2 protein-coding genes are annotated in these 21612 nt (G+C 71.8%); both read right to left on the bottom strand.

Going from position 1 to position 21612, the window contains the following annotated elements:
- Positions 1 to 62: 62 nt before the first annotated feature.
- Positions 63 to 6083: a type I polyketide synthase gene (locus ACZ42X_RS09465; RefSeq protein ID WP_468286223.1), complete on the bottom strand. Its 6021-nt coding sequence runs from the start codon at positions 6081 to 6083 to the stop codon at positions 63 to 65.
- Positions 6080 to 21529, bottom strand: coding sequence for an SDR family NAD(P)-dependent oxidoreductase (locus ACZ42X_RS09460; RefSeq protein WP_468286220.1), 15450 nt, complete (start codon positions 21527 to 21529; stop codon positions 6080 to 6082). Before ACZ42X_RS09460 ends, ACZ42X_RS09465 begins: the two co-directional genes overlap by 4 nt.
- Positions 21530 to 21612 lie beyond the last annotated feature (83 nt).

The following is a 21612-nucleotide window of genomic DNA, read 5'->3' as shown; positions in this document are numbered from 1 at the left end:
CCTCTCAGCCGGTTCTGAACAGCCTTGGCGACCGTAGGGCCGACACGGCGCCCGCACCGCCCCTACAGCACCCCTGTGATCCACTCCTCCACCGCGCGGGCGGTGTGCTCGGCGTCCTCCTCGACGATGGTGAAGTGGGTCGCCGGCACCGTCCGGTAGGTGTGCTCCGGATGCCACGGCCGGGCCTGCCAGCCGTCGTCGGCTCCGGCGGACTCCGTACCGCCCGAGAGGAAGGAGCGTTCCGCGCCGACGAACAGGACCGGTGCGGCGAGCGGAGCGAGCGAGAGCTGCGGCAGCAGGTCGAAGTAGGCGCGCATCGCGGACAGCCCCGCGGTGTCGAACAGCCCGAACTCCGAGTCGCGGTCGACCAGAGCCCCGGCCAGCTGCTCGAAGACCTGGGCCTGCATCCCGCCGCCCGCTTCCCGCGTGACGCGGTACGTGTCCACGAGGACCAGACCGGCCGCCGGAGTGCGCAGCTCCTCCTCCAGGCATGCCGCCACGCCGTGGGCGAGGAGCCCGCCGGAGGAGTAGCCCAGCAGGACGAACGGCTTGCCCTCCGCCGCCTGTTGCACGGACCGGGCCAGCGCCGAGCACAGCGCGCTGACCGACCCCGGCAGCGGCTCGCCGCCTCGGAACCCGGGCGACGGCAGTGTCGCCACGCTGCGTACGTCGCGGAAGTACGCGGCCAGCCGGGCATGCTGGTGCACTCCCCCGGTCGCCATGGGGGTGCTGAGGCAGATCAGCCGAGGTCGGGCGGGTCCGTCGGCCAGCCTCACCGGCGCCAGGGGGGCCGGCAGGTCCTCGTACGCCTCGAACGTGGGCCGGAGATCGGCCACCGCCCGCAGCAGGTTGAACGCCTTCGTCGTCTGCCCGGCCAGGACGGTGCTGCGGAACAGCCCGATGACGGTGTCCGGCTCCCGCGCGCCTTCGGCGGCGGTCGCCGGGCGGTCGCCGGGGCCGCTGAGGCCGCTGGGGTCGCTGGGGCCGCTGAGGGCTGCCTCGGCCATCCGGCGCGCCAGTCCTGCCGGGCTCTTGCTGTCGAAGACCGCCATGGCGGGCAGGTCCAGCCCCGAGGCCGCGTTCAGCCGGCTGCGCAGTTCCATCGCGCTCAGCGAGTCGACTCCCGCCTCCAGGAAGTCCTTCTCCGGGTCGATGGCGTCCGTACCGGCATGCCCGAGCACGGTGGCCGCAGTCTCCAGCACCAGGTCCAGCAGCGCGCGCTCCCGCTCCGCGGCGTCGAGTCCGTCCAGTCTCCTGCGCAGCACCGAGGGGTCCGTCATGGCGCTCGCGGTGCGTCGTGGGGTGGTGCGGATCAGGCCCCGGAACAGGGCGGGCAGATCGTCGGCGGCGGTGCGCAGGGCCTTCAGATCCAGCCGGATGGGGACCAGGGCGGGCGCGGGCAGCGCCGACGCCGTGTCGAACAGCTCCAGACCCTCCCCGACGGAGATCGCCTGCACCCCCGTGCGCTGCATACGCCCCCGGTCCGCCTGATCCAACCCCTCCGCCATACCGCCTCCCTCAGCCCCCCACAGACCCCAGGCAAGGGACTGCGCCGGAAGGCCGTTGGCCTGGCGATGAGCCGCCAGAGCATCGAGGAACGCGTTCGCCGCCGCGTAGTTGCCCTGACCCGGATTACCGAAGACACCGGCAGCCGAGGAGAACAGCACGAAGGCGGTGAGGCCGCGGTCTGCGGTCAGCTCGTGCAGGTTGAGCGCCGCGTCCACCTTCGGGCGGAGCACGGTGTCCAAGCGCTCGGGAGTCAGGGAGGCGATCACACCGTCGTCCAGGACACCGGCGACATGCACCACGGCCGACAGGTCATCGACCCCGGCAAGGAGCGCAGCCAAGGCCTCGCGGTCCGCGGCGTCACACGCCGCCACCGTCACCTCGGCGCCGAACTCCGACAGCTCCGCCGTCAACTCGGCCATACCCGGTGCCTGCTCGCCGCGCCGGCTGGTCAGCAGCAGACGCCGCACCCCGTACTCCGACACCAGATGCCGCACGAACAACCCGCCCAAGGTGCCCGTCGCGCCGGTGACCAGCACCGTCCCCTCGGCGGAGAAGGCCGACGCCTGGACGGCCTCGCCCGATGGCGGCACCGGTGTCCGAGCGAGCCGGGCGCCGTGCACCACACCGTTCCGCACGACGACCTGGGGCTCGCCCGAGGCCAGCGCCAGTGGCACGGCCGCCGGGTCATCCGTGTCGACGAGAACGAACCGCCCAGGGTCCTCCGACTGCGCCGACCGCACCAGACCCCACACGGCCGCACCCGCCAGATCGGTGACATCCTCCCCGGGCAGGGCCATCGCACCGCCGGTCACCACCACCAGCCGTCCCTCGGCCGTCTGCAGTGCGGCCAGCACCGCGGCCGTCGCCGCCCGCACCGCCGCCGCATCCGCACCGGGGGCTACTTGGAGCACCGCCGTTCCCTCCGGCAACGGCCTGCTCCGTACTGCCGGCAGCTGCACCCAGTCCAGTTGGAACAGCGACTCGTGGAACGCCGACCGGGCCGATGCCAGCTGCCCGGCAGAGACCTCCCGCAACGCCAGCGACTCGACCGTGGCCACCGGACGGCCCAGGCCATCGGCCACGTCCAGCGAAACCGCATCCCCTGCGAACGTCAGCCTCAGCCGGACGCGAGTCGCGCCCGAAGCATGGAACGTCACACCCGCCCACGCGAACGGCAGCCGCGCCGAGCGATCCTCACCACCGTCGGCCTCCAGGCCGATGGCATGCAGGCATGCGTCCAACAGTGCCGGATGCACACCAAAGCCCTCGACATCGACGTCCTCAGGCAAGGAGACCTCGGCATAGACCGCCCCCTCACCGTCGCGCCAAGCGGCCGTGAGTCCCTGGAACACCGGCCCGTACTCCAGACCAGCTTCGGCCAGCCCGTCGTACAGACCCTCCACATCAACCCGCTGAGCCCCCACCGGGGGCCACTCGGCCAGGCCCGTGTCCTGTTCGGCGCCCCGCACGGTCAGCACGCCGGTCGCGTGCAACGTCCATTGGTCGCCATCGGAACCCTCGGCGCACGTGTAGACCCGCACGGTGCGGCGTACACCGGAGTCGTCCGGCGCCTCCACGACGACTTGGACGACGGTGCTCCCGTCCTGTGGCACCACCAGGGGTGCGCTCAGCGTGAGTTCCTCCAGTCGGTCGCAGCCGACCCGGCCGCCGGCCACGATCGCCAGCTCCACCAGCCCGGTACCGGGGAAGAGGACCGTACCGCCCACGACATGCTCGGCCAGCCAGGGCTGGGCCGCCACCGACAACCGACCGGTCAACACCACACCGCCACTGTCAGCGAGGTTCACGGCGGCACCCAGCAGTGGGTGACCGGTCGGCTCCAGGCCGGCGTCCGCCACGCCGCCCAGCTCGGGCGCGACCCAGGAGTCGGCGAGGTAGTCCAGCATGTCGAGCCAGTAGCGCTGGCGTTGGAAGGCATAGGTGGGCAGGTCGACGCGGCGGGCGCCGGTGCCTGCGTAGTACGCCGTCCAGTCGACGGGGGTGCCGGTGGTGTGGAGGCGGGCGAGGGCGGTGACGGTCTCGGTGGCCTCGTCCCGGTCGCGACGCAAGGTGGGCACGAAGGTGGCGGTGTCGGTGGTCTGCTGGGCCATGGCGGTCAGCACCGCGTCGGGGCCGAGCTCGACGTAGGTGGTCACGCCTGCCGCGTCCAGAGCACGGACCGCGTCGGTGAAGCGGACGGCTTCGCGGACGTGCCGTACCCAGTACTCCGGGTCGGTCACGTCACCAGCAGTGTCCCCGGTCAGCGTCGACACGATCGGGACCTTCGGCGGGTGGTAGGTCACCGACTGTGCGACGGTGCGGAACTCCTCCAGCATCGGTTCCATCAGCGGGGAGTGGAACGCGTGCGACACCCGCAGCCGCGTCGTCTTACGGCCCTCCCCCTCGAAATGGGCCTTGATGCGCAGTGCCTCGCCCTGAGCACCGGAGACGACGACGGCCTGCGGGCCGTTGACCGCCGCGATACCGACCGTGTCGGACAGCAGCGGGCGTACTTCGTCCTCACTCGCCTGGATGGCGACCATGGCCCCGCCCTGCGGCAGCGCCTGCATCAGCCGGCCGCGCGCGGTCACTAGCCGTGCCGCGTCCGTCAGCGACAGCACCGCGGCCACATGAGCGGCCGCGAACTCGCCGATCGAATGCCCGGCCAGGTAGTCGGGCTTGATGCCCCACGACTCCAGTAGCCGGAACAGCGCGACCTCGATCGCGAACAGCGCGGGCTGAGCGAATTCGGTGCGGTCCAGACGCTCCGCGTCCTGGCCCCACATCACGTCCTTCAGCGGCAGACCGACCTCGGCCACGACCGCGTCGAAGGCCTCCGCGAACACCGGGAACGTTTCGTACAGCTCCCGGCCCATCCCCAGCCGCTGCGCACCCTGCCCGGTGAACAAGAACGCCGTACGCCCAGAACCCCGCGTGCTGCCCTGCACCACACCCGCCGCCGACCGACCCTCCACGAACGCCGACAGACCAGCCAGCAACTCACCACGGTCAGCACCCACAACGGCGAGCCGACGCTCCATCGCAGCCCGATCGCTCACCAGGGCGTAGCCCACGTCGAGGGGACGCAGGTCTGGGCGGGACTCCAGGTGGGACTTCAGCCGCTCGGCCTGGCCGAGCAGGGCGTCCGGAGTCTTGGCAGACAGGACCAAGGGGACCGCGGGCACAACCGCGTCCGCGGCCGGGGGCTCCTGGAAGGGGGCCTCCGGAGCCTGCTCGATGATCACGTGGGCGTTGGTGCCGCTGATCCCGAACGACGACACACCCGCCCGACGCGGACGGCCCGTCTCCGGCCACGGCCGCGACTCCGTCAGCAGCTGCACATTCCCCGAACCCCAGTCCACCTGCGACGACGGCTCATCGACGTGCAGGGTCTTGGGCAACACCCCGTTCCGGATCGCCTCGACCATCTTGATGATGCCGCCCACACCAGCAGCCGCCTGCGTATGACCCAGGTTCGACTTCAACGAACCCAGCCACAACGGCCGGTCGGCGGGCCGGTCCTGCCCGTACGTCGCCAGCAACGCCTGCGCCTCGATCGGATCACCCAGCGTCGTACCCGTACCGTGCGCCTCCACGACATCGACGTGCTCGGAGGCAAGCTGTGCATTGGCCAGCGCCTGCCGGATGACACGCGCCTGCGACGGACCGTTGGGCGCGGTCAGGCCATTGCTCGCACCGTCCTGGTTGACGGCCATACCGCGCACCACGGCGAGCACGGGGTGGCCGTTGGCACGCGCGTCGGACAGCCGCTCCACCAGCAGCATGCCCACACCCTCACCCCAGGCCGTGCCGTCCGCCGCAGCGGCGAACGACTTGCACCGACCGTCAGGCGACAGCCCCCGCTGACGGCTGAACTCCACGAAAGTCTCCGGCGTGGCCATCACGCACACGCCGCCGACCAGGGCGAGCGAGCAGTCACCCGACCGCAGCGCCTGCACCGCGGAGTTCAGCGCGACGAGGGAGGAGGAGCAGGCGGTGTCCATGGTCACCGAGGGGCCCTCGAGACCGAGAGCGTAGGAGATCCGGCCGGAGGCGATGGAGCCCGTGTTCGCGTTGGCGGCGTAGTCGTGGTACATCATCCCGGCGAACACGCCGGTGGCCGACCCCTTCAAGGTGACCGGGTCGATGCCCGCCCGCTCGATCGCCTCCCAGGCCGTCTCCAGGAGCAGCCGCTGCTGCGGATCCATGACCAGCGCCTCGTTCGGTGAGATCCCGAAGACGGACGGGTCGAAGTCGGCGGCGTCGTGCAGGAAGCCGCCGTGCTTGACGTAACTGGTGTTCGGCCGCTCAGAGGTCGGGTCGAAGAGCCGGTCGACGTCCCAGCCGCGGTCGGCCGGGAACTCCGACACCGCGTCCACCCCGTCGGCCACCAGCCGCCACAGGTCCTCCGGCGTCTCCACACCACCCGGGTAACGGCAGCTCATCCCGACGATGGCGATGGGCTCGCGAAGGGTGGCCGTGAGCTTCTTGTTCTGGGCCCGCAGCCGCTCGGTCTCCTTGAGTGCCGTACGGAGCGCGTCGACGATCTTCTGCTGGTCTGAGCCGGTCATCACAGTTCTCCCGCTTCCCCGCCGCCGAGCGCCAGGCTGATGAGACTTTCGGTGTCCATGTCGTCGATCGAGCCCTCGAAGTCCTCGTCGGCCTGGTCCGCCTCGGCCCGTACGTCGTGGATCCCGCCGAGTTCGAGCAGCGCGTCCAGCAGACCTGCGTCCCGCAGCCTGCCGATCGGCAGGGACGTCAGGACGGCGCGGATCTGTTCCTCGCCCGGGGCCGCACCCTCGGGGGCGCCGCCCGAGTCCGGAACGAGTTCGGATCGCATGTAGTCGGCCAGCGCCCTGGCATCGGGATAGTCGAAGACGAGCGTGGGCGGCAGTCGCAGCCCGGTGACGCCGTTGAGCAGGTTCCTGAGCTCCACCGCGCTGAGGGAGTCGAAGCCCAGCTCGCTGAAGGCCCGGTCCGGGTCGACGGCGTTCGCGTCCGCATGGCCGAGGATGGCGGCGGCGTTGGCCCGGACCGTGTCCAGCAGCAGGGCCTGCTGCTCCTCGGACGGAAGGCCGGCGAGCTGCTGCCGGAACAGGGCCGGAGCGTCCGCCCCGCCGCCGGCTGGTGCGGTGCGTCGTGGGGTGGTGCGGATCAGGCCCCGGAACAGGGCGGGCAGATCGTCGGCGGCGGTGCGCAGGGCCTTCAGATCCAGCCGGATGGGGACCAGGGCGGGCGCGGGCAGCGCCGACGCCGTGTCGAACAGCTCCAAGCCCTGCTCAGGGCTGAGCGTGTACACCCCGGTGCTGTTCATCCGGTCGAGGTCGGTCTGGCTCAGCTCACCGGCCATGCCACCGCCCCACAGACCCCAGGCGAGGGACTGCGCGGGAAGGCCGTTGGCCTGGCGATGAGCCGCCAGAGCATCGAGGAAGGCGTTCGCCGCCGCGTAGTTGCCCTGGCCCGGATTACCGAAGACACCGGCAGCGGAGGAGAACAGCACGAAGGCAGTGAGGCCGCGGTCTGCGGTCAGCTCGTGCAGGTTGAGCGCCGCGTCCACCTTCGGACGCAGCACGGTGTCCAAGCGCTCGGGAGTCAGGGAGGCGATCACACCGTCGTCCAGGACACCGGCGACATGCACCACCGCCGACAGGTCATCGACCCCGGCAAGGAGCGCAGCCAACGCCTCGCGGTCGGCCGCGTCACAGGCCGCCACCGTCACCTCGGCGCCGAACTCCGACAGCTCCGCCGTCAACTCGGTCATGCCCGGTGCCTGCTCGCCGCGCCGGCTGGTCAGCAGCAGACGCCGCACCCCGTACTCCGACACCAGATGCCGCGCGAACAACCCGCCCAAGGTGCCCGACGCACCCGTGACCAGCACCGTCCCCTCAGCCGAGAAGACCGACGCCTGGACGGCCTCGCCCGATGGCGGCACCGGTGTCCGAGCGAGCCGGGCGCCGAACACCGCACCGTCCCGGACCACCACCTGCGGCTCACCCGCACCCAGCGCCAGGGACGCCGCCGCTTCCACGTCCTCCTGATCGGTGTCGACCAGCACGAAACGGTCGGGCGACTCGGACTGGGCTGAACGCACCAGACCCCACACGGCCGCACCCGCCAGATCGGTGACATCCTCACCCGGCAACGCCACCGCACCGCCGGTCACCACCACCAGCCGACTCGTGTCCGACTGCAGTTCGGCCAGCACGCGCTGGACCTCCGACCGCACCGCGGCGGCGTCCGTGCCAGGGGCGGTGCGCAGGACCGCGACCTCGTTCGGCAGCGGTCCTCCCTGCACGACCGGCAGCTTCACCCAGTCCAGCTGGAACAGCGACTCGTGGAACGCCGACCGGGCCGATGCCAGCTGCCCGGCAGAGACCTCCCGCAACGCCAGCGACTCGACCGTGGCCACCGGACGACCCAGGCCATCGGCCACCTGCAGCGCGACACCGTCCGAGCCGGCGGGACCCACCCTCAGGCGTACGCGGGTGGCTCCCGAGGCATGGAAGGTCACTCCGTTCCATGCGAACGGCAGCCGCGCCGCCCGGCTCTCGTCGGTGTCGCGCAGCCCGATCGCATGCAGGCAGGCGTCCAGAAGCGCCGGGTGCAGGCCGAAGCCCTCCACGTCGGCGTCCTCGGGCAGGGACACCTCGGCGTAGATCTCCTCACCGTCGCGCCAAGCGGCCGTGAGTCCCTGGAACACCGGCCCGTACTCCAGACCCGCCTCCGCCAGCCCGTCGTACAGACCCTCCACATCGACCGGCTCCGCACCCTTCGGCGGCCATACGGACAGGTCGAACGGGGTGTCGTGTTCGGCGGAGGACAGGGTTCCCGTGGCGTGACGCACCCAGGGCTCGTCGTCGCCCTCGGCACGCGAGTGGATGGCGACCGGCCGTGCACCCGTATCCCCGGGCGTGCCGACGGACACCTGAACGATGACGCCGCCGCGCTCGGGCAGGACCAGCGGAGCCTGCAAGGTGAGCTCCTCCAGCCGGTCGCAGCCGACCTCGTCACCGGCGCGGATCGCCAGCTCGACCAGTCCGGTACCCGGGAAAAGGACGGTGCCGCCGACCGCGTGATCGGTCAGCCAGGACTGCGACGCCATCGACAACCGCCCCGTCAGCACCACACCGTCCATGTCGGCCAGCGGCACAGCCGCGCCCAGCAGCGCGTGCCCGGAGAAGCCGATGCCCATCCCGGACAGCGTGGGCCCCGTCCCGAACGTGCTCTCCAGCCAGTACGTGCTGCGCTGGAAGGCGTAGGTCGGCAGGTCGTGGAGCGCACGGGCTCCGGTGTCGGAGTAGAAGGCCGCCCAGTCGGGTGTGAGACCGGAGACATGCAGCCGGGCCACGGCGCCCAGCAGCGTCGGAACCTGGGGCCGGTCCCGGCCGAGCGCGGCCGTCAGCACCGCCGTCTCCGACGCGAGCGACTGCTGCGCCATCGCCGTCAGCACCGCGTCCGGGCCGAGTTCCAGGAAACGGGTCACCCCCTCGGACTCCAGGACTCGCACGGCGTCGGCGAAGCGGACGGCTTCGCGGACGTGCCGCACCCAGTACTCCGGATCGGTCATGTCGGCGGTGGTGTCCCCGGTCAGCGTCGACACGATCGGGACCTTCGGCGGGTGGTAAGTCACCTTCCGGGCGGCCGTGCGGAACTCCTCCAGCATCGGCTCCATCAGCGGCGAGTGGAACGCGTGCGACACCTTCAACCTAGTCGTCCTACGCCCCTCAGCCTCGAAATGGGCCTTGATGCGCAGTGCCTCGCCCTCCGTGCCGGAGACGACGACGGCCTGCGGGCCGTTGACCGCGGCGATACCCACGCTCTCCGTCAGCAGCGGGCGGACCTCGTCCTCACTCGCCTGCACGGCCACCATCGCCCCGCCCTGCGGCAGCGCCTGCATCAACCGGCCCCGCGCGGTCACCAGCTGCGCCGCGTCCGCCAGCGACAGCACCCCGGCCACATGCACGGCCGCGAACTCACCGATCGAATGCCCCGCCAGGTAGTCGGGCTTGATGCCCCACGACTCCAGCAGCCGGAACAACGCCACCTCGATCGCGAACAACGCAGGCTGGGTGAACTCGGTGCGGTTGAGCCTCTCGGCGTCCTCACCCCACATCACCTCACGCAAGGGCAGGTCGATCACGCCCAGCACGGTGTCGAAGGCCTCGGCGAAGACGGGGAACGTTTCGTACAGCTCCCGGCCCATCCCGATCCACTGTGCTCCCTGCCCGGTGAACAAGAAGGCCGTACGTCCCGCAGCCCGCGTGCTGCCCTGCACCACACCCGCCGCCGGCCGGCCTTCCACCAGCGCGGCCAGACCAGCCAACAGCTCATCGCGGTCGGCAGCCGTCACCCCGGCCCGGAAGTCCAGTGCGGTGCGGCGAGTGGCGAGGGAGTAGGCGACGTCCAGCGGGCGGAGATCGGGACGGGACGCCAGGTGGGACTTCAGCCGCTCGGCCTGGCCGAGCAGGGCCTCCGGGGTCTTGCCGGAGATGACGAAGGGGACGACGGGGAGAGTACGCGTGACCGGGGTCTGCGGCACGGCGGGCTCGGGCTCGGCGGCCTGCTCGATGATGACGTGGGCGTTCGTCCCGCTGATGCCGAACGAGGACACGCCCGCCCGGCGGGGGCGGCCGGTCTCCGGCCACGGCCGGGCCTCGGTCAACAGCCGGACATGGCCCGCCGACCAGTCCACCTGCGGGGTCGGCTCGTCCACGTGCAGGGTCTTGGGGAGCACCCCGCGCCGGATCGCCTCGACCATCTTGATGATGCCGCCGACACCCGCGGCTGCCTGCGTATGCCCCATGTTCGACTTGATGGAACCGAGCCACAGGGGTCGATCCTCCGGGCGGTCCTTGCCGTAGGCGGCCAGGAGCGCCTGCGCCTCGATCGGATCGCCCAGGGTGGTGCCCGTGCCGTGCGCCTCCACCGCGTCGATCTGGTGGGAACCGAGCCGGGCGTTGGCGAGCGCCTGCCGGATGACCCGGACCTGGGACGGGCCGTTGGGCGCGGTCAGGCCGTTGCTCGCGCCGTCCTGGTTGACGGCGATGCCGCGGACTACGGCGAGGACGGGGTGGCCGTTGGCCCGGGCGTCGGACAGCCGCTCCAGCAGGAGCATGCCGGCACCCTCACCCCAAGCGGTGCCGTCGGTGGAGGCGGCGAAGGACTTGCAGCGGCCGTCGGGAGCAAGGCCGCGCTGGCGGCTGAACTCCACGAACGCCTCCGGCGTCGCCATGACCGCCACACCGCCGGCGAGAGCCAGCGAGCACTCGCCCGAGCGCAGCGCCTGCGCCGCCAGGTGCAGCGCCACCAGCGACGACGAACACGCCGTGTCGACGGTGACCGAGGGGCCCTCCAGCCCGAAGGTGTACGAGACGCGGCCGGACGCGACGGAGCCGGTGTTCGTGTTGTCCTGGTAGTCGTGGTACATCATCCCGGCGTACACGCCGGTGGCCGAGCCCTTCAGCGTGGCCGGGTTGATGCCCGCCCGCTCGATCGCCTCCCAGGACGTTTCCAGCAGCAGGCGCTGCTGCGGGTCCATGCTGAGGGCTTCGTTCGGTGAAATGCCGAAGAAGGCCGGGTCGAAGTCGGCGGCGTCGTGGAGGAAGCCACCGTGCTTGACGTAACTGGTGTTCGACCGCTCGGACGCCGGGTCGTACAGCTCGTCGATGTTCCAGCCGCGGTCGGCCGGGAACTCCGAGACCGCGTCCACCCCGTCGGCCACCAGCCGCCACAGCTCCTCCGGCGTCTCCACGCCGCCCGGGTACCGGCAGCTCATGCCGACGATCACGATCGGGTCGTCATCGGCCACGGCCACGGCCGCGGCCACGGCGGCGCCGTCGTCGGCGGTCCCGGTGATCTCCTGGACCAGGTGCCGGGCGAGGACCGCCGGGGTGGGGTAGTCGAAGACGAGGGTGGCAGGCAGCCGCCTGCCGACGGCCCCGCCGAGGCGGTTGCGGAACTCGACCGCGCTGAGCGAGTCGAAGCCCAGCTCGCTGAACGCCTGCTCGGGGTCGATCGACTCCGGGCCGGCGTGACCGAGGGTCGCGGCGGACGTGGCGCGGATGAGGCCCAGCACCTCCTCCTCCTGCGCCTCGGGGGACTTGCCTGCCAGGCGCTCGACCAGGGCTGAAGCAGCGCCGCTGTCCGTCCCCGCGCCGCCGACCGTCCTGCGGGCGGGGCGGCGGACCAGGCCGCGGAACAGCTCCGGCAGCTCACCGGGACCGGCACCGAGTCGCTTGACGTCCAGGCGCATGGGGACCAGGGCGGGCGCGGGCAGCGCCGACGCCGTGTCGAACAGCTCCAAGCCCTGCTCAGGGCTGAGCGTGTACACCCCGGTGCTGTTCATCCGGTCGAGGTCGGTCTGGCTCAGCTCGCCGGCCATGCCACCGCCCCACAGACCCCAGGCGAGGGACTGTGCGGGAAGGCCGTTGGCCTGGCGGTGGGCGGCCAGCGCGTCCAGGAAGGCGTTGGCCGCCGCGTAGTTGCCCTGGCCGGGATTGCCGAGTGTTCCGGAGGCCGAGGAGAACAGCACGAACGCGGTGAGGCCGCGGTCTGCGGTCAGCTCGTGCAGGTTGAGCGCCGCGTCCACCTTCGGACGGAGCACGGTGTCCAAGCGCTCGGGAGTCAGAGAGGCGATCACACCGTCATCCAGGACACCGGCCACATGCACCACGGCCGACAGGTCATCGACCCTGGCGAGGAGCGCAGCCAAGGCCTCGCGGTCCGCGGCGTCACACGCCGCCACCGTCACCTCGGCGCCGAACTCCGACAGCTCCGCCGTCAACTCGGCCATACCCGGTGCCTGCTCGCCGCGCCGGCTGGTCAGCAGCAGACGCCGCACCCCGTACTCCGACACCAGATGCCGCACGAACAACCCGCCCAAGGTGCCCGACGCACCCGTGACCAGCACCGTCCCCTCAGCCGAGAAGGCCGAAGCGGGCGCGGTGCCCGCGGCCCCCTCATCCTGTGCCGCCCGTGTGCGCACCAAACGGGCGCCGTGCACCACACCGTTCCGCACGACGACCTGGGGCTCGCCCGAGGCCAGCGCCAGTGGCACGGCCGCCGGGTCGTCCGTGTCGACGAGAACGAACCGCCCAGGGTCCTCCGACTGCGCCGACCGCACCAGACCCCACACGGCCGCACCCGCCAGATCGGTGACATCCTCCCCGGGCAAGGCCATCGCACCGCCGGTCACCACCACCAGCCGACCCTCGGCCGCCTGCAGTGCGGCCAGCACCGCGGCCGTCGCCGCCCGCACCGCCGCCGCATCCGCACCAGACGGACTGCGGAAGACGACCGCGTCCTGCGGCTGGTCACCGGACCGGCCGGCGGGCAGCTTCACCCAGTCCAGTTGGAACAGCGACTCGTGGAAACCGGACCCGGCAGCCGTCAGCCGGTCCGCCGCCATGGTGCGCAGGACCAGGGCGTCGACCGAGGCCACCGGGCGCCCCTGAGTGTCGGCGATCGCCAGGGTGACACCGTCGGCACCCGTGCGGGACAGCCGGACGCGAACACGGGACGCCCCTGTGGCGTACAGCGAGACCCCGGTCCACGCGAACGGCAGCCTCACCGAGTCGGCACCGCCGTCGAGCAGCCCGGTCCCGTGCAGGCAGGCGTCCAGGAGCGCCGGGTGCAGGCCGAAGCCCTCCACGTCGGCGTCCTCGGGCAGGGACACCTCGGCGTAGATCTCCTCGCCGTCGCGCCAAGCGGCCGTGAGTCCCTGGAACACCGGCCCGTACTCCAGACCCGCCTCCGCGAGGGTGTCGTACCAGCCCCGCAGATCAACAGCGTGGGCACGGGACGGAGGCCACTGAGCGAGGTCGAAGGCGACGCCCGATGCGACGGTGGCGGTGGACAGCACGCCCGTGGCATGCCGCGTCCAGGGCTGCCCGTCGTCGTCGGCGCGCGTGTACACGCTGACCGGACGGGAACCGTCCTCATCGGCGGCGCCGACCACGACCTGCACGGCAATGCCGCCGCGCTCCGGCAGAACGAGCGGCACTTCCAGGGTGAGTTCTTCCAGTCGGTCGCAGCCCACGCGGTCGCCGGCGGCGATCGCCAGCTCGACCAGGCCGGCGCCCGGGAAGAGCGCGGTGCCGCCGACCACGTGGTCTCCCAGCCACGGCTGGGACGCCGTCGACAACCGGCCCGTGAGGACGACGCCGTCGGCGTCCGGGGACGCCACCACCGCGCCCAGCAGTGGATGCGCCGCGGGGTCGAGGCCGGCCGAGGTGACACCACCGGTGTCCGCACCGGCCCAGGCGTCCGCCCAGTACTCAAGGGAGTCGAGCCAGTAGCGCTGGCGTTGGAAGGCGTAGGTGGGCAGGTCGACGCGGCGGGCGCCGGTGCCCGCGTAGAACGCCGCCCAGTCGACAGGGGCGCCGGTGGTGTGGAGGCGGGCGAGGGCGGTGACGGTCTCGGTGGCCTCGTCCCGGTCGCGACGCAGGGTGGGCACGTAGACGCCGGTGTCGGTGGTTTGCTGGGCCATGGCGGTCAGCACCGCGTCGGGGCCGAGCTCCACGTAGGTGGTCACGCCTGCCGCGTCCAGAGCGCGGACCGCGTCGGCGAAACGGACAGCCTCGCGGACGTGCCGCACCCAGTACTCCGAGTCGGTCAGGTCGGCGGTGGTGTCCCCGGTCAGCGTCGACACGATCGGAAGGGCCGGAGTTCCGTAGGTCACCGACTGTGCGACCGTACGGAAGTCCTCCAGCATCGGTTCCATCAGCGGGGAGTGGAACGCGTGCGACACCCGCAGCCGCGTCGTCTTACGGCCCTCCGCCTCGAAACGCTCCTTGATGGCCAGGACCTCGGCCTGAGCACCGGAGACGACCACGGCCTGCGGGCCGTTGACCGCGGCGATACCCACGCTCTCCGTCAGCAGCGGGCGTACTTCGTCCTCACTCGCCTGGACGGCGACCATCGCCCCGCCCTGCGGCAAGGCCTGCATCAGCCGGCCCCGCGCGGTCACCAGCCGTGCCGCGTCCGTCAGTGACAGCACCCCGGCCACATGAGCGGCCGCGAACTCGCCGATCGAATGCCCCGCCAGGTAGTCGGGACGCACACCCCACGACTCCAGTAGTCGGAACAGCGCGACCTCGATCGCGAACAGCGCGGGCTGGGTGAACTCGGTGCGGTCCAGACGCTCCGCGTCCTCACCCCACATCACCTCACGCAAGGGCAGCTCGATCACGCCCAGCACGGTGTCGAAGGCCTCCGCGAAGACGGGGAACGTTTCGTACAGCCCCCGGCCCATCCCGATCCACTGTGCTCCCTGCCCGGTGAACAAGAACGCCGTACGCCCAGAACCCCGCGTACTGCCCTGCACCACACCCGCCGCCGACCGACCCTCCACGAACGCCGACAGACCAGCCAGCAACTCATCACGGTCGGCACCCACAACGGCGAGGCGACGCTCCATCGCAGCCCGGTCGCTCACCAGGGAGAAGCCCACGTCCAGGGGACGCAGGTCTGGGCGGGACTCCAGGTGGGACTTCAGCCGCTCGGCCTGTCCCCGCAGGCCCTCGTCCGTCCTCGCGGACAGCAGCCAAGGCACGAGGGGAAGCGTCTTGTCAGCCGGGAGAGCCTTGGACGGCTCCTCGGCCGGTGCCTGCTCGATGATCACGTGAGCGTTGGTGCCGCTGATCCCGAACGACGACACGCCCGCCCGACGCGGACGGCCCGTCTCCGGCCACGGCCGCGACTCCGTCAGCAACCGCACGTTCCCCGAATCCCAGTCCACCTGAGACGACGGCTCATCAACGTGCAGGGTCTTAGGCAACACCCCGTTCCGGATCGCCTCGACCATCTTGATGATGCCGCCCACACCCGCAGCCGCCTGCGTATGACCCAGGTTCGACTTCAACGAACCCAGCCACAACGGCCGCTCGGCCGGCCGGTCCTGCCCGTACGTCGCCAGCAGCGCCTGCGCCTCGATCGGATCACCCAGCGTCGTACCCGTACCGTGCGCCTCCACGACGTCCACGTCGCCCGTGGTGAGGCCGGCGTTGGCGAGTGACTGACGAATCACCCGACGCTGCGACGGGCCGTTGGGCGCGGTCAGGCCGTTGCTCGCACCGTCTTGGTTCACCGCCGAACCCTTGACCACCGCAAGGACAGGATGACCATGACGACGGGCATCCGACAGCCGCTCCACGAGCAGCATGCCCACACCTTCACCCCAGGCCGTGCCGTCCGTGGAGGCGGCGAAGGACTTGCAGCGGCCGTCAGGCGACAGCCCCCGCTGCCGGCTGAACTCCACGAACGCCTCGGGCGTCGCCATCACCGCCACACCACCGGCCAGCGCCAGCGAGCACTCACCCGACCGCAGCGCCTGCACCGCAAGGTGCAGCGCCACCAGGGACGACGAACACGCCGTGTCGACCGTGACAGCCGGCCCCTCGAAGCCGAACACGTACGAGACCCGCCCGGAGGCGACGGAGCCTGTGCCGCTGTTGCCCGCGTAGTCGTGGTACATCATCCCGGCGAACACCCCGGTGGCCGAGCCCTTCAGCGTGGCCGGGTCGATGCCCGCCCGCTCGATCGCCTCCCACGACGTCTCCAGCAGCAGCCGCTGCTGCGGATCCATGCCCAACGCCTCGTTCGGTGAGATCCCGAAGAACGCCGGGTCGAAGTCGGCGGCGTCGTGCAGGAAGCCGCCGTGCTTGACGTAACTGGTGTTCGGCCGCTCGGACGCCGGGTCGTACAACTCCTCGACGTTCCAACCACGGTCGGCCGGGAACTCCGTCACCCCGTCCACCCCGTCGGCCACCAGCCGCCACAGCTCCTCCGGCGTCTCCACCCCGCCCGGGTACCGGCAGCTCATCCCCACGATCACGATCGGATCGCCGTCCGTGACGGCCGTCGCCGTGGCCAGGGCGACCGGTCCATCGGCGTCGTCGTCCGACAGCTCATCGAGGAGGTGGCGGGCCAGTTCGGTCGGGGTGGGGTAGTCGAAGACAAGGGTGGCGGGCAGCCGCAGCCCCGTGTCCTCGTTCAGTCCGTTGCGGAGCTCGACCGCGGCCAGGGAATCGACGCCAAGGTCGCGGAAGGCGCGCTCGGCCTCGATGGCGTCGGCCTCCGCGAAGCCGAGGACGAGCGCCGCCCGGCCGAGGACGACGTCGAGCAGCGCCGGCAGTCGCTCGTCCTGGGGGAGCCTGGCAAGCCGCTGCCGTAGCGCACCGGCTTCGGGCCCGGATGTGCCGGTGCTGCGCCGGCGCCGTACCGCACTGGGGACCAGGGTGCGGAAGAGGGCGGGAAGAGTGTCGCCCTGTGTGCGCAGCGCGCCCAGGTCGAACCTGGCCGGGACGAGGACGGGATCCGCGCACCGCTGCGCGGTGTCGAAGAGGGCAGTGCCCTCCTCGGGGCTGAGGGCGTGGATGCCGCTCTCGGAGATACGCTCGCGTTCCGCTTCGTCGAGGGATCCGGCCATGCCGCCGTCCCACAGGCCCCAGGCGAGGGACTGTGCGGGAAGGCCGTTGGCCTGGCGATGAGTCGCCAACGCGTCGAGGAAGGCGTTGGCCGACGCGTAGTTGCCCTGACCCGGGGTACCGAGGGTTCCGGACCCGGAGGAGAAGAGCACGAACGCCGTCAGGTCACGGTCCGCGGTCAGCTCGTGCAGGTTGAGCGCCGCGTCCACCTTCGGACGGAAGACCCTCTCCAGCCGTTCCGGAGTCAAAGAAGCGATCACACCGTCGTCCAGGACACCGGCCACATGCACCACCGCCGACAGGTCATCGACCCCGGCAAGGAGCGCCGCCAAGGCCTCACGGTCGGACGCGTCACAGGCCGCCACCGTCACCTCGGCGCCGAACCCCGACAGCTCCGCCGTCAACTCGGCCGCACCCGGTGCCCGCTCGCCGCGCCGGCTGAGCAGCAGCAGACGCCGCACCCCGTACTCCGACACCAGATGCCGCGCGAACAACCCGCCCAGTGTGCCCGTCGCGCCGGTGACCAGCACCGTTCCCTCAGCCGAGAAACGCGGCTTGGCCAACGGCTCGTCGGCCACGGGCTGACGAACGAGGCGGGCACCGAACACCGCACCGTCCCGGACCACCACCTGCGGCTCACCCGCACCCAGCGCCAGGGACGCCGCCGTCTCCACGTCCTCCTGATCGGTGTCGACCAGCACGAAACGGCCCGGGTCCTCCGACTGCGCCGAACGCACCAGACCCCACACGGCCGCACCCGCCAGATCGGTGACATCCTCACCCGGCAACGCCACCGCACCCCGCGTCACCACCACGAGCCGACTCGTGTCCGACTGCAGCGCCTCCAACACCGACGCCGTCGCCGCCCGCACCGCACCCGCGTCCGATCCGGCAGTGGTACGCACCACTGCCACGTCCTGCGGCAGCGGACCGGTCGCGGCGGGCACCGGGGTCCACTCGACCCGGAACAGAGCGTCGTGGGTGCCGCCGGCCCGAGCCGCGGCCAGCTGCTCCTCCGATATCGGTCGCAGCACCAGCGACTCGACCGTGGCCACCGGACGGCCGTCGGTGTCGGCGACCGCGAGGGCGACGCCCGATCCCGTGGGCGTCAACCGTACGCGGACGGTGGACGCGCCCACGGCGTGCAGGCTCACCCCCGACCACGCGAACGGAAGCGCAGCCTGGCCGCCGGTGACGCCGGTGAAGCTGACGGCGTGCAGGGCGGCGTCGAGGACTGCAGGGTGCAGACCGAGCCGCTCGGCGTCCTTGCGCCCCTGCTCGGGGAGGGCGACCTCGGCGTAGACGTCGTCGCCGGAGCGCCAGGCCGCCTTCAGACCCTGGAATACGGGACCGTACTGAAGGCCGAGTCCGGCCAGGTCGGCGTACAGGCCCTCGACGTCGAGGGGCTCGGCGCCGGCCGGCGGCCACTGGGCCGGGTCCAGGCGGCCCGGGACGGCGCCGCGCGCCAGCACCCCGGTGGCATGCCGGGTCCAGGGGGCGTCCTGAGAACCGCGGGAGTGCACCGTGAGCGTCCGAGTGCCGGAGCCGTCGGCCGCTCCCACCGCCAACTGCACCTGCACCGCGCCCTGCGCGGGCAGAGCGAGCGGCGCCTCCAGCGTCAGTTCCTCGACGACGTCGCAGCCGACCTGGTCACCGGCGCGGACTGCCAGTTCCACGAAGCCGGTGCCGGGGAAAAGAACCGTTCCGCCCACGACGTGGTCGGCGAGCCACGGCTGCGTCGCCGTCGACAGCCTGCCGGTCAGCACCACGCCGTCCGTGTCGGCCAGGGCGACCGCCGCGCCCAGGAGAGGGTGGTCGGCCGCGTCCAGGCCGGCGGAGGCGACATCACCCGCGCCGGCCTCAGGGGTGATCCAGTAGCGCTGGCGTTGGAAGGCGTAGGTGGGCAGGTCGACGCGGCGGGCGCCGGTGCCGGCGTAGTACGCCGTCCAGTCGACGGGGGTGCCGGTGGTGTGGAGGCGGGCGAGGGCGGTGACGGTCTCGGTGGCCTCGTCCCGGTCCCGGCGCAGCGTGGGCACGAAGGTGGCGGTGTCGGTGGTCTGCTGGGCCATGGCGGTCAGCACCGCGTCGGGGCCGAGCTCGACGTAGGTGGTTACGCCTGCCGCGTCCAGGGCGCGGACTGCGTCGGTGAAGCGGACGGCTTCGCGGACGTGCCGTACCCAGTACTCCGGATCGGTCATGTCACCAGCAGTGTCCCCGGTCAGCGTCGACACGATCGGGACCTTCGGCGGGTGGTAGGTCACCTTCCGGGCGGCCGTGCGGAACTCCTCCAGCATCGGTTCCATCAACGGGGAGTGGAACGCGTGTGACACCCGCAGCCGCGTCGTCTTACGGCCCTCCCCCTCGAAATGGGCCTTGATGCGCAGTGCCTCGGCCTCCGCACCGGAGACGACGACGGCCTGCGGGCCGTTGACCGCCGCGATACCCACGCTCTCCGTCAGCAGCGGGCGGACCTCGTCCTCACTCGCCTGCACGGCCACCATGGCCCCGCCCTGCGGCAGCGCCTGCATCAGCCGGCCCCGCGCCACAACCAGCCGCGCCGCATCCGCCAGCGACAGCACCCCGGCCACATGAGCCGCCGCGAACTCACCGATCGAATGCCCCGCCAAGTAGTCGGGCTTGATGCCCCACGACTCCAGCAGCCGGAACAGCGCCACCTCGATCACGAACAACGCAGGCTGAGCGAACTCCGTGCGGTCCAGACGCTCGCCGTCCCGGCCCCACACCACGTCCTTCAGCGGCAGACCAACCTCCGCGAGCACCGCGTCGAAGGCCTCCGCGAACACCGGAAACGCCTCATACAACCCCCGGCCCATCCCCAACCGCTGCGCACCCTGCCCACCGAACAAGAACGCAGTTACGCCGTTCTCAGAGGCGATGCCGCGCAGCACGTCGGGGTGGGACTCGCCACGGGCGAGGGCGGCCATCGCCGTCGTGGCGGAGCTGGCGTCTCCCGCAAGCACGACAGCGCGGTGCTCCAGCGAGGCCCGGCTGGTCGCCAGGGAGTGGCTCAGGTCGAGGGCACGGAGGTCGGCGTGCTCGGCGACGTAGGAGCCGACCCGCTCGGTCACCGCGCGCAGGGCGTCCGCACTGCGCGCGGAGAGCAGCCACGGCAGCGGGGTGCCGACGGGCCAGGCGGCCGGGGCGGGGTTGTCATGGCCCGGCCCAGACGGCTCCGGCTCGGGAGCCCTCTCCAGGATGAGGTGGGCGTTGGTGCCGCTGACGCCGAAGGCGGACACGGCGGCGCGGCGCGGGTGATCCGTCTCGGGCCACGGGCGGGCCTCCGTCAGCAGGCGGACGTCGCCGGACGTCCAGTCCACCTTCGTGCTCGGCTCGTCCACGTGCAGGGTCTTCGGCAGCGTCTCGTGGCGCATCGCCATGACCATCTTGATCACGCCACCGACACCCGCCGCCGCCTGGGCGTGTCCGATGTTCGACTTCAGCGACCCCAACCACAACGGCCGGTCCTCGGGACGCCCCTGCCCGTACGTCGCCAGCAGCGCCTGCGCCTCGATCGGATCACCCAACGTCGTACCCGTACCGTGGCCCTCCACGGCATCGACCTGGGCGGCGGAGAGGCTCGCGCTGCTCAGCGCCTCGCGGATGACGCGCTGCTGGGAGGGGCCGTTGGGGGCGGTCAGCCCGTTGCTCGCACCGTCCTGGTTGATCGCCGAGCCCTTGACCACCGCGAGGACCGGGTGGCCCTTGGCCCGGGCGTCGGACAGCCGCTCCAGGACGAGCACACCGGCGCCCTCGGCCCAGCCGGTGCCGTCGGCGGCATCGGCGTAGGCCTTGGCGCGCCCGTCGGCGGCGAGGCCGCCCTGCGTGGCCATGCCGATGAACGGGCCCGGCGTCGACATCACCATGACACCGCCCGCCAGGGCGAGGCTGCACTCCCGCTCCCGCAGGGCCTGAGCAGCGAGGTGGATGGCGACCAGCGACGACGAGCACGCCGTGTCCACGGTGACGGCAGGGCCTTCGAGGCCGAGCGCGTAGGAGACCCGGCCGGCGATGACGGCCGCCACCGCGGCCGTGCCCATGAACGGGCCCGCCGCCCCGGGTGCCGCGTTGAGCAGGTCGCCGTAGTCCTGGAAGCCGGAACCCGTGAACACGGCGACCTGTCCACCGCGAAGCTTGTCGGCGGGGATACCGGCGCGTTCCAGCGCCTCCCAGGAAAGTTCGAGCATCAACCTCTGCTGGGGGTCCATGGCCACGGCCTCGCGCGGTGAGATCCCGAAGAACTCGGGGTCGAACTCCGCCGCGCCGTCGATGAAGCCGCCCACCCGGGCGAAGTCCGCGTCGTCGGCCGCGTCCAGGTTCCAGCCGCGGTCGGCGGGGAAGGAGGACACGGCGTCCACGCCGTCCGACACCAGCCGCCACAGGTCTTCGGGAGAGCTCACGCCACCGGGATAGCGGCAGCTCATGGCCACGATGGCGATCGGGTCCTGCTCCCTGGCCTCGTACTCCTGCAGTTGCCTGCGGGTCAGGGCCAAGTCCGCAGTGACCCGCTTGAGGTAGTCAAGGAGCTTCTGATCGTCGGCCATTCCCCGCCTCGCAACGTCCTGTGGAATCCGCATGGTCCTGGTGGTTCGGTGGCGCCGCGCCGGACACGCGACGCGGTCCGGTGGGCGGTGTGCTCCCGGCGCGGGTCGCACGCCGG

The organism is Streptomyces sp. NPDC030862, assembly GCF_055571835.1.
Note: the sequence above shows the minus strand (reverse complement) of the source record. Positions and strands in the feature narration are given on the sequence as shown.

Excerpts from the sequence above, each read along its gene's own strand:
- ACZ42X_RS09460 (WP_468286220.1), bottom strand. The coding sequence starts at position 21,529 with ATGCGGATTCCACAGGACGTTGCGAGGCGGGGAATGGCCGACGATCAG.